The sequence below is a fragment of the Pseudomonas sp. WS 5079 genome (assembly GCF_012985465.1).
GTDB lineage: Bacteria > Pseudomonadota > Gammaproteobacteria > Pseudomonadales > Pseudomonadaceae > Aquipseudomonas.
The window spans coordinates 22,680-37,497 of sequence record NZ_JAAQWN010000010.1 but is presented as its reverse complement, the minus strand read 5'-3'; the positions used below and the strand labels follow the sequence as shown (position 1 = coordinate 37,497).

The window sequence follows — 14,818 nt, the reverse complement described above, 5'->3', positions numbered from 1 at the left end:
TCTTACCTCACTTCGCCATCATGTAGGTGTGGATGCTGAACATGATCCACAACGACAGGCCGACCAGCAGCAGGATCACAATGGCCGTGAACACAAACGCAATCACGTTGTTGCGCTGGGCCTGGGAGCGATCCAGGTGCAGGAAGTAATACAGGTGGACAACCACCTGGATCACCGCGAACAACAGCACGATGGCCAGTGTCGTGGCCTTCGGCAAGGTTGGGTACATCACCAGGCCGAACGGGATGATCGTCAGGATCACCGACAGGATGAAGCCGATAGCGTAAGACTTTACGCTGCCGTGGCTCGCATCATGGCTGTCATGGGAGTGTGCATTAGCCATTACAGAGTCCCCATCAAGTAGACAACGGTGAAGACGCAGATCCAGACCACGTCCAGGAAGTGCCAGAACAGGCTCAGGCAGCTCAGGCGGGTCTTGTTGGTCGACGTCAGGCCATGCTTGTTGACCTGGTACATCATGATCGCCATCCAGATCAGACCGGCGGTGACGTGCAGACCGTGGGTACCGACCAGGGTGAAGAACGCCGACAGGAAGCCGGAACGGCTAGGGCCGTAGCCTTCGGAGATCAGCAGGTGGAACTCGTTGATCTCCATGGCGATAAAGCCAAGGCCGAGCAGGAAGGTCAGGCCCAGCCACTTCAGCACGCCCGCCTTGTTGCCACGGAAGAACGCCAGCATGGCGAAGCCGTAGGTGATCGAACTGAACAGCAGCAAGGCGGTTTCGCCCAGTACGTAATTCAGTTCGAAGATGTCGTGGCCCGATGGGCCACCCGCTACGTTGTTTACCAGTACCGCGTATACCGCGAAGATCGATGCAAACAGGATGCAGTCGGTCATCAGGTAGAGCCAGAAACCGTATACGGTCATCTCGCCCGAGTCGTGGTGATGGTCATCGTGCCCATGGTCATCGACATGGGCGTGTCCAGCATTGGTCACTAAGTTCGACATGGTTTAAGCCTGTTCCAACGAGGTTTCAACACGGTTGGCCGGAATCTTCTTCTCGGCTACCAGGCGAGCGTGCTGCTCGGCTTCGATGCGCTCGATCACGTCGACCGGCACCATGTAGCCTTGATCATCACGAGCCGCGTGGATCACGAAATAGATCACGGTGCCAGCCAGGCTTGCGATGGCCAGCCACCAGATGTGCCAGATCATCGCGAAACCGAAGACCGTCAACAGCGCGCCCATCACCACGCCAGTGGCGGTGTTGTTCGGCATGTGGATCGGCTCGTAGCGCACAGGACGCTGGTACGCAGTACCGTTTTCCTTGGCTTCGGTGAACGGATCGATGGTCTCGGCCTTAGGCAGCACGGCGAAGTTGTAGAACGGCGGTGGCGACGAAGTCGACCATTCCAGGGTGTGTGCATTCCATGGGTCGCCGGAGTCGCAGGCGTTTTGCTTGCGGTCACGGATACTCACGTACAGCTGGATCAACTGGCAGGCAATACCGACAGCGATCATCACCGCACCGAACATGGCGACGTACAGGTACGGCACCCACTCAGGGTTGGTAGTGGCGTTCAGACGACGGGTCATGCCCATGAAGCCCAGTGCGTAGAGCGGCATGAACGCGACGAAGAAGCCGGTGATCCAGAACCAGAATGCAGCCTTGCCCCAGCCTTCGTGCAGCTTGAAGCCGAACGCTTTCGGGAAGTAGAAGCTGAAGCCAGCGATGTAGCCGAATACCGCACCACCGATGATCACGTTGTGGAAGTGCGCGATCACGAACAGGCTGTTGTGCAGCACGAAGTCAGCACCCGGGATGGCCAGCAGTACGCCGGTCATGCCGCCGATGGCGAAGGTCACCATGAAGCCCAGGGTCCACAGAACCTGGCTGGTGAAGCGCAGGCGGCCGTGATAGATGGTGAACAGCCAGTTGAATAGCTTCACCCCCGTCGGGATCGAAATCAGCATCGTCGCCAGGCCGAAGAAGGCGTTGACGCTGGCCCCCGAACCCATGGTGAAGAAGTGGTGCAGCCAGACCATGAAGCCCAGTACGGAGATCGCGCCCGAGGCGTAGACCATCGAGTGGTGACCGAACAGGCGCTTGCCGGTAAAGGTCGAGATCACTTCGGAGAAGATACCGAACGCTGGCAGGATCAGGATGTACACCTCAGGGTGACCCCATGCCCAGAACAGGTTCACGTACATCATTGGATTGCCACCAAGTTCATTGGTGAAAATGTGGAAATCCATGTAACGGTCAAGCGTCAGCAGGGCCAGGGTAGCGGTCAGGATCGGGAACGAAGCCACGATCAGGACGTTGGCCCAGGTGCAGGTCCAGGTGAAGATCGGCATGTCCATCAGCTTCATGCCTGGGGTACGCATTTTCAGCACGGTGGCCAGGAAGTTGACCCCCGTCAGCGTCGTACCCAGCCCGGATAGCTGTAGCGCCCAGATGTAGTAATCCATCCCCACGCCCGGACTGTATTGCAGCCCCGACAATGGCGGATAGGCAACCCAACCGGTCTTGGCGAATTCGCCGACGCCTAGGGACAGGTTGATCAGCACGACGCCGGAAACCAGCAGCCAGAAGCTCAGGGAGTTGAGGAACGGGAACGCAACGTCACGCGCACCGATCTGCAGCGGCACTGCCAGGTTCATCAGGCCGGTGAAGAAAGGCATCGCCATGAAGATGATCATGATCACACCGTGGGCGGTGAAGATCTGGTCATAGTGTTCAGGCGGCAGGTAGCCAGGCGAACCCTCGGTGGCCATGGCCAACTGGGTACGCATCATGATGGCGTCGGCAAAACCACGCAGCAGCATGACCATGGCGACGATGATGTACATCACGCCGATTTTCTTGTGGTCGACCGACGTCAGCCACTCGGTCCACAGGTAGGTCCACTTCTTGAAGTAGGTGATTGCCGCAAACAGCGCCAGACCACCCAGCGCGATCATGGCGATGGTCACCATCACGATCGGCTCGTGGAATGGGACCGCTTCCCAACTTAATTTACCAAACATCGTTTACTCCTCTGCCCCGGCAGCTGAATGCGAATTTGCGTCCGTCCCTTCCACAGCAGCCACTTCTTTCTTCTCGTGCTTGACCGGCTTGCCTGGCTTCATCCCTTCATACTTATCGATGATTTTCTGAAACAGGTCCGGCGTGTACGAGGAGTACAGCTCTACAGGGTTGTTCTGGCTTGGCTTGGCAAGGGCTTCGTATTCAGCTTTTTCAAGCTGTTTTGGTGAGCTCTTGGCTTCTTGTACCCAGGCGTTGAAGTCTTCCTGGGTGGTGGCGATTGCTTTGAATTTCATGCCGGTAAAGCCCGCGCCACTGTAGTTGGCGGAGATACCGTCGAGCTCGGCGTTCTGGTTGGCAATCAGGTGCAGCTTGGTCTGCATGCCCGCCATCGCGTAGATCTGGCCACCCAGGCCCGGGATGAAGAACGAGTTCATCACCGCATCCGAGGTCACTTTGAAGTTGATCGGGGTGTTGGCCGGGAACACGATCTTGTTGACGGTGGCGATCCCTTGCTCGGGATAGATGAACAGCCACTTCCAGTCCAGCGCGACCACTTCGATAGTGATTGGCGGCACGTCGGATTCCAGCGGACGGTAAGGGTCCAGCTCGTGGGTCGACTTATAGGTGATGTAACCCAGGGCGATGATGATAAGTACAGGTACCAGCCACACCGCGATCTCGATCTTGGTGGAGTGCGACCACTTCGGCGCGTAGGTGGCCTTGGTGTTGGACGCGCGGTATTTCCAGGCGAACGCGAAGGTCATCACGATCACCGGCACCACGACCAACAGCATCAGCAAAGTGGCCGTGATGATCAGGTTACGTTGCTCCACGCCGACCTGACCCACAGGGTCGAGCAGCGTCCAGTTGCAGCCTCCCAGCAATAACATGCCGAAAAGCGGCACTATGCCTAGTAATCGGGTGTACCTGTTTTTACTCATCTCACGACCTCTAAAGCAGCTTGCGCAATGCAGTTGGGTTTTGATCGCCAACACTTCACCCTGCCAAGGGTTGGCATTTCTCTTCGATTGAATAAGGGCCTGCCCGGCGCTTCATGCGCTGATCGACACGTCCAGGTCTGGCGGTGAATTCTTATTCGATTTCGTTGGTCAAAGGCCTTGTTACAGACCAATTCCATTTGGTGCGGATAGTTGAAAGGCTGCCGGCACCTGGGGTCGCATGAAGCAATGTTTTCGCCTCTCGACCGCCCTATTTGCTCAGGGTTGAGCAGCACCGGACACTCAGTGCGGGCGATTGTAGTTAGCTAGCGATGTATAAACCATGACTTATAAAGAAATAATTTTTATCGATTCCAGCAATAATCCTGCGCCATTGTTGCAAAGGTTCGGGATCCTATCGCGTTTGATTCTCAACAAAAACCACAAAAAATGCTGTGTTATTGCCTAATGTGTCGCACCTCAAGGCCCCTTTCAGGGTCGCCAAACCCCAGGCAAGCCCGCTAAAAACAAGGCATTCGCCGATCACCAGAAGTTCTCGAGAGCACGCCGTGCGCGGGGTCGGCCGGGGTGGAAAGTGACAGGCAGCAGCCCCCGACCAATGGTCGATTAAGCGCCCTGGCGCGGGGTGGGAAACGTCCTGCGACGCCCTCAGTGTGACAACGTGTCGCACGTTGCGCGCCGCCAATCTTGTCCGGCGTCACGGTCCTTTCACAAAATCCCCGCACACAAAAACGCCCCGGCCTGCATCAGCAGGACCGGGGCGTTTTGTAGGACGATTTAAGCGCTGTGCTTGCGATTGCGGTAAATGCCCAGGGGCACCAGGATCACCGTCAACACGAACGCCACCAGCGCCCACTGCGCCAGGGACAAGCCCAGCACCGGCGGGTATGGCGTGCTGCAGAAACCATCGACCTGGAAGCCCAGGGGGAAGATCTTCGCCAGGGGCAGGTCATCGACAATCGGCTGCAGCACATCGACGCCGCAACTGATGGCCGGGTAGAACTGGGTGTACACATGATGCCCGGCGGCAGCGACACCGCCGAGGGCGCTGAGCACGACCAGCACTTCAAAGATCGTGACACTGCGTTGGGTACGCATGGCCGCGCCGATAAAGGCAAAGAGCGCAATCAGCAGCAAGGCATAGCGCTGCAGGATGCACAAAGGGCATGGCGCTTCGCCCAGCACTATCTGCATATAGAGTGCGCCACCGATCAGCGCCAGGCAGATGATCCCCAGCAACACCAGGAAGCGCCGCTCCCGCCCCAACCGCATTTCGTCAATCATCCCCGTTTCCCTTTGCCTAATGATGGGTGTGCCAATGGCCGCAAGTTTACACACAGGAGGTGAAAATTTAGCAGTAGGCGTCGGCATCTTAGGCGCAGGCGGGTTAACGACACATTAATGTGGGGGGTTTCGGACGCCATCGCAGGCAAGCCAGCTCCCACATTTGAATGTATTCACAGATCAAATTGTGGGAGCTGGCTTGCCTGCGATGAAGCCAATGCGGTTTAAAGACCTGCCGCTTATTCCAGCGCCGCCGCCGGCCCGAAGAACTCATACCGGCTCTGCTTTTCAGGCACACCCAAAGCCTTGAGGTGACGCTTGATCGCACTCATGAAGCCCTTAGGCCCCAGGAAGTAGGCATCCACATCACGCTCCTCAGGTAACCACGCCGCCAGTTGCTCCTGGGTCAGCATGCCGAGCTTGTCCGCCGCCGGGCTGATGCCGTCGTCTTCGGCATAGCAGTAAAAGCGCTGCAATTGCGGATGACGTGCAGCCAGGGCATCGACCCAATCACGAAACGCATGCACGCCGCCATTACGCGCGCAGTGGATAAAGTGCACCGGGCGCTCGGTGGCCAGCGCCGCTTCCAGCATCGGCAGGGTGGGAGTGATGCCCACCCCGCCGCTGATCAGCACCAAGGGCTTGTCGCTGGGCACCAGGGTGAATTCCCCCGATGGCGGGAACAGGTCGATGGTCGCGCCCACATGCATCTGATCATGCAGATAGTTGGACACGCGCCCGCCCGCTTCGCGCTTGACACTGATGCGGTACAGGCCCGCGTCGGTGCGCGCCGACAATGAATAGTTGCGGCGCACTTCTTCGCCATCGAGGATCAGCTTCAGGCCGATGTACTGGCCGGGCTCGGCAGCGAGGATCGGGCCGTTGTCCACCGGGGCAAAGTACAGGGAGATGATTTCACTGCTCTCCTCCACACGCTTGACCAGCAAAAACGGGCGCGCCCCACGCCAGCCGCCAACGGCCTGGGCTTTTTCATCGTAGATCGCGCTTTCTGCGCCGATCAGGATGTCGGCCAACTGACCATAGGCCGCGCCCCACGCGCTCATCACTTCTGGGGTCGCGATTTCGTCACCCAGCACCTCGGAAATCGCCCGCAGCAGGCAGTTGCCGACAATCGGGTAGTGCTCCGGGAGGATTTGCAGGGCCACGTGCTTGTTGATGATCTTGGCCACCAGGTCGCCCAACTGGTCCAACTGGTCGATATGCCGCGCGTACATCAACACGCCGTTGGCCAGGGCACGGGGCTGGTCGCCGCTGGCCTGGTGGGCCTGGTTGAACAGCGGGCGCACTTCGGGGTATTCGGACAGCATCATGCGGTAGAAGTGGGTGATCAGGGCTTCGCCACCGCTTTCCAGCAGCGGCACAGTGGACTTGACGATGGCACGGTCTTGAACGCTAAGCATGGGGAGACTCCTGAGCCTTTGGGGCTTCTGAATGATTACCCTGTAGCACTCAGTATTCGTGCCAACTAATAAACCTATATTTATCAGTGAGTTAATTTAGAAGTAGTCAATATGACCTCCTACACTTTATAGTCATTAGGACTACAAGGAGTCATTATGACTGCACACTCCCTGCTCACCACCCTGCTGCCACTGGTGGCTGACCTGTCCCGCGAACTGCCGGAAGGCGAACGTTACCGACGCCTGCTGCAAGCCATGCGCACCCTGCTGCCCTGCGACGCCGCCGCGCTGTTGCGCCTGGACGGCGAATGGCTGGTGCCGCTGGCCGTGGACGGCCTGAGCCCGGACACCCTGGGCCGACGCTTCAAGATCAGCGAACACCCGCGCTTTGCGGTGCTGCTGAGCAGCCCCGGCCCGACCCGTTTCGACAGCGACAGCGAACTGCCCGACCCCTACGACGGCCTGGTCGATGGCCTGCACGGGCACTTGGAGGTCCACGACTGCATGGGCTGCCCGCTGTTTGTCGATGATCATCCCTGGGGCCTGCTGACCCTGGACGCCCTGGACACCGAACGCTTCGAGCGCGTCGAACTGGACGCCTTGCAGGCCTTCGCCAGCCTCGCCGCTGCCACGGTCAATGTGGCCGAACGCATGGAACACCTGGCCCTGCGTGCCGAGGACGAACACCAGCGTGCGGAAATCTATCGCCAGGCCAGCGGCCAGCAGCACAAGGAAATGATCGGCCAGAGCAAGACCCACAAACGCCTGGTGGAAGAAATCAAACTGGTGGGCGGCAGCGACCTGACCGTGTTGATCACCGGCGAGACCGGGGTTGGCAAGGAACTGGTGGCCCAGGCCATCCACGCGGCCTCGCCCCGCGCCGAGAAACCGTTGATCAGCCTCAATTGCGCCGCCCTCCCGGAAACCCTGGTGGAAAGCGAGCTGTTCGGCCATGTGCGCGGCGCGTTTACCGGCGCGCTGAATGAGCGTCGGGGCAAGTTTGAATTAGCCAATGGCGGCACCCTGTTCCTCGATGAAGTGGGTGAGTTGTCGCTGACGGTCCAGGCCAAGCTGCTGCGGGTCCTGCAAAGCGGGCAGTTGCAGCGGCTCGGTTCGGATAAGGAGCACCAAGTGGACGTGCGCCTGATCGCCGCCACCAACCGCGATCTCGCCGAAGAAGTACGCAACGGCCGCTACCGCGCCGACTTCTATCACCGCTTGAGCGTGTACCCCCTGCAAGTGCCGGCCCTGCGTGAACGCGGGCGCGATGTGTTGCTGCTGGCAGGCTTTTTCCTTGAACAGAACCGCTCGCGCATGGGCCTGGGCAGCCTGCGCCTGACCAGCGATGCCCAGGCGGCGTTATTGGCCTATGGCTGGCCCGGGAATGTACGCGAGCTGGAACACTTGATTGGCCGCAGCGCGCTGAAGGCCCTGGGCAATTGCCGCGAGCGGCCGAAGATCCTCAGCCTCAGTGCCAAGGACCTCGACCTACCCAATGAGTCTGCGCCATTGATCGAAGCGCCCGTGGAACTCGCACCGGTGACCGGCGATCTGCGCCAGGCGACCGCGCACTACCAGAGGCAAGTCATCGGCGCCTGCCTGGAGCGCCACCAGCACAACTGGGCCAGCGCCGCCCGCGAACTGGGCCTGGACCGCGCCAACCTGGGGCGCATGGCCAAGCGCCTGGGCCTGAAGTAACGCGGATCACCCTGTGGGAGCTGGCTTGCCTGCGATACCGGTGGGTCAGTCAGCATAGGCATTGCTGATTCACCGCTATCGCAGGCAAGCCAGCTCCTACATTAGATCTTCTTACACATTAGGTTTGCTTCGGTTGAAAAAGCGGGCTCACAGCTGCAACCGCCCTGGGCTTACGAAACACCAACACATTCCCCAGCATCACCAGCACCAACCCGGCCAGCGCCGGGGCGGTCCATTGGTAGCCTTCGACCAGCGCCGAGACGTTCAGCGCCACCACCGGGAACAATACGGTGCAATACGCCGCCCGCTCCGGGCCCATGCGGCCGACCAGGGTCAGGTAGGCGGTAAAGCCAATCACCGACCCGGGGATCACCAGGTACAGCAACGAGCCGATGTAGCGGGTGTTCCACTCCATCTCAAATGGAATGCCCTGCACTACGCAGTACAGCGCCAGCATCGACGCGCCATAGGCCATGCCCCAGGCGTTGGTGGTCAACGGCCTGAGCCCGGCTTTCTGTTGCAGGCTCGACAGCATGTTGCCCGCCGAAAAACACAGGGTCCCCAACAGCGCCAGGCCCAGGCCCAACAGTGTCTCGGGGCTGGCGGTGTGCCCGGCAAGTTCGGGCCAGAACAAAAACCCCAGGCCCAGCAAACCAAGGCCACCGCCCAGCAATACATTGCGCGCGATTTTCTGGCCGAAGAACACCCGGGCATTCAGCGCATTCCACAACGTCGCGGTAGAGAACACCACGGCCACCAGGCCGCTGGGGATCCACTGACTGGCCGTGAGGAAGCACATGAAGTTCACGCAAAACAGGCACAAGCCCTGGGCCAGGCAGATCAGGTGCCCACGGCGGTTCATCACCTGCAGTTTGCGGCTGAGCAGCAGCAACACAAACAGCACCAGCGCCGCCAGGCCGAAGCGATAGACGATCGAGACCGGAATCTGCACCACGCCCAACTGCCACTTGAGGGCGATCCAGGTCGTGCCCCAGATCAGCACGGTCAGTAAATACAAAGATAGGTTCATGGCGCACTCCGGTGGTTGAGCCACAGTTTCACCCCGCCTTGCTGCCAGGCACTTGCAGATTCTTGCGCTTTTGTCGGGCCGAGGGATCACAGCGCCGGCCGCCGGGAGTAGGATGCAAGGCGTCGGAGAGAACCCCATGCCTGCACTGGAAAACCTACAAGTCTTCAAAGCCCTGAACAGTTCGCCCAACGCTCGCCTTGAGCTGTGCGCCGAGCTCGGTGACGGCTTGTCTGCGGCTTTGTGGAGCAACCACCACGACTCCCAGGACTACGAAGCGCCCAGCCATCACACCCTGTCCTGCTACGTGGGCGGCGGCACCGAGACATTTCGCCGTGGCCAGCCCGGCACCAAGGGCGGCCCCGATAAATTGTGCATCCTGCCCGCCGAACATCAGTCGGCCTGGGTGATCAACGGCGAGATCCGCCTGGCCCACGTGTACTTCAGCCCAGAGCAATTTGCCCTGGGTTGCATCACCCTGCTGGACCGCGAACCCCGGGCGCTGCAACTGCGCGAAAGCACGTTTTTGGAAGACCCGCAGCAAGCCCGGCGCTTTCACCAACTCATCGGGCTGAACTGGCAGGAACCCGCCGAACGCCTGCTGACCAGTAGCCTGGCCCATGAAATGCTCAGCCACACCCTGCTCAGCCAGGTTGGCCTGCGCGAAGGCTTGCGGCTCAAGGGCGGATTGGCGGCGCATCAACGCCGCCAGTTAGTGGACTACATCGAGCAGCAACTGGCCGAGCCGATCAGCCTGGGGCAACTGGCGGGGCTGTGCGCCTTGTCGGAATACCACTTTGCGCGGATGTTTCGCACAAGCTTTGGCCTGCCGCCCCACCAATATGTGCTGACCCGCCGCCTCGCGCAGGCCCAGGCCCTGTTGCGCAGCGGGTCAATGCCGCTGGGGGAGATTGCCCTGGCATGCGGGTTCTCCAGTGCCAGCCACTTTACCAACCGGTTTCGCCAGGCGATGGGAGCGACACCGGGGGAATATCGGCAGGCGTTCCGACCTTAGTTGCCTTGACACCAAACTAATGTGGGCATGGGATTTTGTGGGAGCGGGCTTGCTCACACATTGTTCAATCGCGGCTTTGCGCCAGGACCACGGCCACTCGATCTTCCAACGCCTTGATCCGACTCCCCTCCACCACATAGTTGTTGGTCAGCATCGAAAACACCAACCGCCGCCCACCCGCATCGGTGATGTAGCCCGTCAACGAAGACACCCCACCCATCGACCCCGTCTTGGCCTGCAGGTTGTTTTGCGCCGCAGTCCCGCGCAGGCGGTAACGCAGGCTGCCGCCACCGAGGCGATCCGGGTTACCGGCGATGGGCAGCGCGTCGTACCAGGCGTTGAACCATGGCTGTTTGCCCATGGCCAGCAACAGGTCGGTGAAGTTCTGCGCCGACACCAGGTTACGTCGCGACAACCCCGAGCCATCCACCTGGCTTAATGTTGCCGGGTCCAGGCCCTGGCGCGTGAGAAAGTCAGCCACCGCCGCAACCCCGGCCGCCGCCGTGCCGGCGTTGGCCTGTTGACGTCCCATGGCCTTGAGCAGCGCTTCGGCCATGCTGTTATTGGACAGTTTGAGCAAGGGCCTGATCAGCTCCTGCAACGGCGCCGACTGGTGCGTCGCCAACACCGTGGCGGTGGCCGGGCTGACACCACCGATCACGCGCCGACCCTGCACGCTGATCCCCTGCTGCGCCAAGGCCTGGGCGAACAGATTGGCCACCAGTTGCGTCGGCTCCCACACGCTGACCCATTGCCGGCTTTGCGTCCCCGGCGTCAGCGTGCCACTGAGGCGCAGCAGGTTGCTGCCATGCTGGCGATTGAGCCCATAGCTGTTGCCCGGACCGCTGAGCGCCAGGTTGCTCAGTTGCACATAATCAGTAGGCGGGCTGAGGGTGACGCCCAGCGGTTGGCCGACCGCCATGGGTGCCTTGGCCGTGACGATCAAGGTGCCCGCATCAAAATCAGCATTGGGCGACACGGTCAGTGCGGAAATCTGCGCGCCGTAATACTTGTCTTCGTCGTCGTGGGCCCAATCCACACCCAGGCGTTCGGCGTCGAACCAGCTGTCATCGAGCACCAGGTCGCCGTCGATCTGCCGGATGCCCTGCGCGGCCAGGTTCGCCGCCAGGGCCTGGTAATCCGCCCACTGGATCGTCGGGTCGCCCAGGCCTCGCAGGTACAGATTGCCCAGCAGGCGCGAGCCTTGTCGGCTGCCGGTGCTCAGCAACTGCGTAGAAAACCGATACTGCGGGCCCAGTACATCCATGGCCGCCGCCGTGGTCAGCAGTTTCAGGCTGGAGGCCGGCACCAGCCGCGTGCGGGGGTTGTGCTGGTACAGCGTGCTGCCGCTGCGGGCGTCACGCACCATCAACGAAACGCTGGCCCCGGCCAGGGCCGGATCGGCCAGCAATTGCTCCAGCGCCTGCTCGCCGGTTTTCGAAGGGCTGGCACAGCCACCCAACAACAGGCTTACGCCCACCAGCATGGCGCTGGTGTGTATCCATCGTCCCAACTGCATCAAACCGTCCCGGCAATCCTCAAAGAGCGCAACGCTAGCAGCTCAGGCCGCCAGCGTCATCGCCGACGGTCAGAACTCCAACGTGCTGGACAACGACACCTGGCGCGCATCGCCCATGGACACAAACAACCGGCTGACGGCCGAGGTGTAGTAGGTGCGGTCAAACAGGTTCTTCACGTTTAGCTGGAACTTGACCTTCTGCCCGTCGACCTTGGTGTCATAGGTGGCAAACGCATCGGCCACGGTGTAGCCCGGCAGGTCGAAGCTATTGAGTGCATCGCCGGCCCGCTCGCCGACGTAACGCGCACCGGCACCGACGCGCAGCTGGTCGCCGCCGACGATAGTGCCGAAGTCGTACACGGCTGAAACAGAACCGGAATTTTTCGCCACGTTTTGCAGGCCTTTGCCTTTGTAGGCCGGGTGCTCGGTGACTTCGGCATCGGTGTAGGCATAGCTGCCGATCAGGCTCCACTGGTCGGTCAACTGCCCGCTCAGGTCCATTTCCAGGCCACGGGAGCGCACCTTGCCGGCGACGCTGTAGATCGAGGTCGCGCCCTCGGTGATCGACACCAGCACGTTGCGTTTGTGGATATCAAACAAGGCCACGTTGGCGGTAATGCGCCCCGGCATATCGAACTTGGCCCCAAGCTCCCAGGACTTGGACTGTTCCGGGGCGATGCTGCCGTCGATCACCATCTTGTTGTCCAGCGGCGCAATGGTGGAGTTGGGTTTGAACGATTCGGTGTAGCTGCCATAAAACGACAGCTCATCGGTGTAGCGGTACACCAGGCCGGCGCGGGGCACCCACTTCTGGCCGTTGCTGTCGGTGTTGGCCGTGAACGGGCGGCCCTTGCCGGCGTACTGGTCGTACGTCTGGAAACGCGCCCCGCCGACCAGGATCCACTGGTCAGTCAGGTGGATGGCGTCCTGGAAAAACACCGAGTCGCTGCGCAGCAGGTCAGTCTGGTTGCTGTCCGGCGCGCTGACGGTGGTGCCCGCCACTTCGCGGCCGTACACCGGGTCGTTGTAGTTGAACACGCTGCGGCTGGCCTGGCGGATCAGGTCGGCGCGGTAGATTTTGCGGTATTCGTCATCCAGGCCAAACACCAGGTCATGGCGCATGCCGGCCACGTCCACCTTGCCTTCGAGGCTGACGGTAGTGAAGCGGTCGGTGGTCAGCGCGCCCTGGGTGCCGTCCATATTGCGCGTCAGCACGCCGTTGGCGTTGACCTTGCTCACGCGCACCTGGCTGGCGTCGTAGGTTTCGCGGTTCCAGCTGTAGCCGAAGTGGGCCTTCCAGTCGTCGTTCAGGTCATGGTCGACCTCAAGGCGATACAGGTCGGAGCGGCCTTCCATATTGTTGAACGGCTCATCCAGGCGGCGCGTGGCGGGGATATCCAGGGGGTGATTGGTCGTGGGGTCGATGGCCGTGCCACGGTCGAACGGCGAGAGAAACTCGCGGTGCTCGTAGGCCAGCAACACCTTGGTGGCGTCGCCGTACCAGGCCAGGGATGGCGCGATCAGGCTTTCGCGGTAAGTGCCGAAATTGCGCCAGTAATCCTCATCTTCGTGGTCGAGAATCAAACGATAAGCCAGGCCGCTGTCGCCAATCGGGCCGGTGGTGTCGAGGTTGCCGCCGCTGCCGTTCTTACCGCTGCCATAGGTCGAGCCGCGCACGGTCAGGGCGGTGGATGGGGTCAGCTCGGGTTTCTTGCTGACGATATTGATCACCCCGCCGGGGTCCTGGATGCCATACAGCAACGACGCCGGGCCCTTGAGCACTTCGACGCGCTCGGCGGTTTCGTTCAGCGCCCGGCCCTGCACCACGGGCATGCCGTCGCGCATGACCGAGCCATTGCGGTTGTCGCCAAAGCCCCGCAGCATCACCGCATCCTGGGTGCTGCCCAAGGTGTTGGCCTGGGTGATGCCGCTGACGTTGGCCAAGGCATCGTCGAGGTTGCGCGGCACTTGGTCGCGCATCACTTGGGCCGGCACCATGTTCACGGTTTGCGGGGTTTCCAGCAGCAGGCCCTGGGAGCGCATGACCGAGCTGGTGGGCGGTGGCTGGTAGCTGGTGGCTTGCTGCTGGTTGACGCCGCTGATAGTGGTGGCGCCAAGATTGACCGCGCCTTCGCTAGGCAGCGGTTCCAGGGCCAGGGTGCGGGCGTCCATCTGGCGGAAGGTCAAGCCGGAGTTACCCAACAGGCGCTGCATGGCCTGGGCGGCGCTCATCCGCCCACTGACGGCCGGGGCGTTGAGGTTGTAGGGAGCTTCGTCGGTGTAGACCACGCTGATGCCGGTCACCCGGCTGAAATCGCTCAGCGCCTGGGGCAACGGCTTGGCCGGCAGTGCAAAACTGAAGACTGCGCTCTGCTCCTGCGCCGCTTGCGCCAGGCTCAGGGGCTGTAATGCCAGGCCGGAAGCGGCCAGAAGGGAGGCTCCCAGCCACTGTTTAACCGAACTGCCTGCCGCCGACTTTGCCCTGGACTTCATACTTGAGAACCCGTGTAGAGAACGCTGTTAATGCGAATTGATCGCAGTTTCAAGCACTACACGGATGGCGTGGGGTTTTACCTCAGGTGAAATTGAAAATAATTTCACCTTCAGCCTTTGTTCTTGTTTTTCGCCCCGCCCTGCCGGGCCTTGAAGCGTGGGTTGGATTTGCAGATCACATAGATCCGCCCCCGGCGCTTGACGATCTGACAGTCGCGATGGCGGTTCTTGGCTTCTTTGAGTGAGGACAGGACTTTCATGGGGTGGCTCCTTGATAGGGATGTAATAACATATCATAAATGCAAATAAGAATAGTTATCAACTTTTGTTCGGACCATCTCCTAAACCAGCTCCCACAGGAACGCAGCTTCGCGCTCTGGCTCTGCTGTTGCTGTGCTTTTGATCTGGCT

12 protein-coding genes and 1 pseudogene are annotated in these 14,818 nt (G+C 60.8%); 3 read left to right on the top strand and 10 right to left on the bottom strand.

Annotation, left to right across the window (positions count from 1 at the left end; genetic code table 11):
• Positions 1-7: 7 nt before the first annotated feature.
• Genes cyoD through cyoA form a run of 4 tightly spaced genes read right to left on the bottom strand, consistent with a single transcriptional unit; the run spans position 8 to position 3,933 of the window.
• Positions 8-343 carry a cytochrome o ubiquinol oxidase subunit IV gene (cyoD, locus tag HBO05_RS23975; protein WP_029300215.1) on the bottom strand — a complete coding sequence of 112 codons (336 nt, stop codon included), beginning with the start codon at positions 341-343 and terminating at the stop codon, positions 8-10.
• Positions 343-969 carry a cytochrome o ubiquinol oxidase subunit III gene (cyoC, locus tag HBO05_RS23970; RefSeq protein ID WP_038446230.1) on the bottom strand — a complete coding sequence of 209 codons (627 nt, stop codon included), beginning with the start codon at positions 967-969 and terminating at the stop codon, positions 343-345. The genes cyoD and cyoC overlap by 1 nt, the downstream gene beginning before the upstream one ends.
• 3 nt (positions 970-972) lie before the next feature.
• Positions 973-2,991: a cytochrome o ubiquinol oxidase subunit I gene (cyoB, locus tag HBO05_RS23965; protein WP_057444528.1), complete on the bottom strand. Its 2,019-nt coding sequence runs from the start codon at positions 2,989-2,991 to the stop codon at positions 973-975.
• Positions 2,992-2,994: 3 nt separating this feature from the next.
• Complete coding sequence (gene cyoA / locus HBO05_RS23960) at positions 2,995-3,933, bottom strand: ubiquinol oxidase subunit II (RefSeq protein ID WP_029300208.1); 939 nt, start codon at positions 3,931-3,933, stop codon at positions 2,995-2,997.
• A 27-nt stretch (positions 3,934-3,960) separates the two neighbouring features.
• Here cyoA and HBO05_RS29485 point away from each other — a divergent pair.
• Positions 3,961-4,175, top strand: a pseudogene (locus HBO05_RS29485) (hypothetical protein).
• Between the two features lie 553 nt (positions 4,176-4,728).
• On the opposite strand, the gene HBO05_RS23955 reads toward HBO05_RS29485, so the two are convergent.
• Positions 4,729-5,235 carry a disulfide bond formation protein B gene (locus HBO05_RS23955; protein ID WP_169954931.1) on the bottom strand — a complete coding sequence of 169 codons (507 nt, stop codon included), beginning with the start codon at positions 5,233-5,235 and terminating at the stop codon, positions 4,729-4,731.
• 239 nt (positions 5,236-5,474) lie between these two features.
• Positions 5,475-6,656, bottom strand: a complete 1,182-nt coding sequence (hmpA, locus tag HBO05_RS23950) for an NO-inducible flavohemoprotein (RefSeq protein WP_169954930.1) — start codon at positions 6,654-6,656, stop codon at positions 5,475-5,477.
• Between the two features lie 156 nt (positions 6,657-6,812).
• Between hmpA and norR the strand changes: the two genes are divergently transcribed.
• Positions 6,813-8,354 carry a nitric oxide reductase transcriptional regulator NorR gene (gene norR / locus HBO05_RS23945; protein ID WP_169954929.1) on the top strand — a complete coding sequence of 514 codons (1,542 nt, stop codon included), beginning with the start codon at positions 6,813-6,815 and terminating at the stop codon, positions 8,352-8,354.
• Between the two features lie 118 nt (positions 8,355-8,472).
• On the opposite strand, the gene HBO05_RS23940 is transcribed toward norR, so the two are convergent.
• A complete protein-coding gene (locus HBO05_RS23940; protein ID WP_169954928.1) occupies positions 8,473-9,384 on the bottom strand; it encodes a DMT family transporter in 912 nt (303 codons plus the stop codon).
• Between the two features lie 136 nt (positions 9,385-9,520).
• On the opposite strand from HBO05_RS23940, the gene HBO05_RS23935 reads away from it, so the two are divergent.
• Positions 9,521-10,396: an AraC family transcriptional regulator gene (locus tag HBO05_RS23935; protein WP_169954927.1), complete on the top strand. Its 876-nt coding sequence runs from the start codon at positions 9,521-9,523 to the stop codon at positions 10,394-10,396.
• 64 nt (positions 10,397-10,460) lie between these two features.
• On the opposite strand, the gene dacB is transcribed toward HBO05_RS23935, so the two are convergent.
• From dacB to ykgO, 3 genes are all read right to left on the bottom strand, one after another.
• The gene (gene dacB, locus HBO05_RS23930) at positions 10,461-11,915 is read right to left on the bottom strand and encodes a D-alanyl-D-alanine carboxypeptidase/D-alanyl-D-alanine-endopeptidase (protein WP_172314290.1); all 1,455 of its coding nucleotides are present in this window, start codon (positions 11,913-11,915) and stop codon (positions 10,461-10,463) included.
• A 69-nt stretch (positions 11,916-11,984) separates the two neighbouring features.
• Positions 11,985-14,408: a TonB-dependent receptor gene (locus HBO05_RS23925; protein ID WP_172314288.1), complete on the bottom strand. Its 2,424-nt coding sequence runs from the start codon at positions 14,406-14,408 to the stop codon at positions 11,985-11,987.
• A gap of 110 nt (positions 14,409-14,518) precedes the next feature.
• Entirely contained in the window at positions 14,519-14,668 is a 150-nt protein-coding gene (gene ykgO / locus HBO05_RS23920; protein ID WP_020297337.1) for a type B 50S ribosomal protein L36, read from the bottom strand.
• Positions 14,669-14,818: the final 150 nt, after the last annotated feature.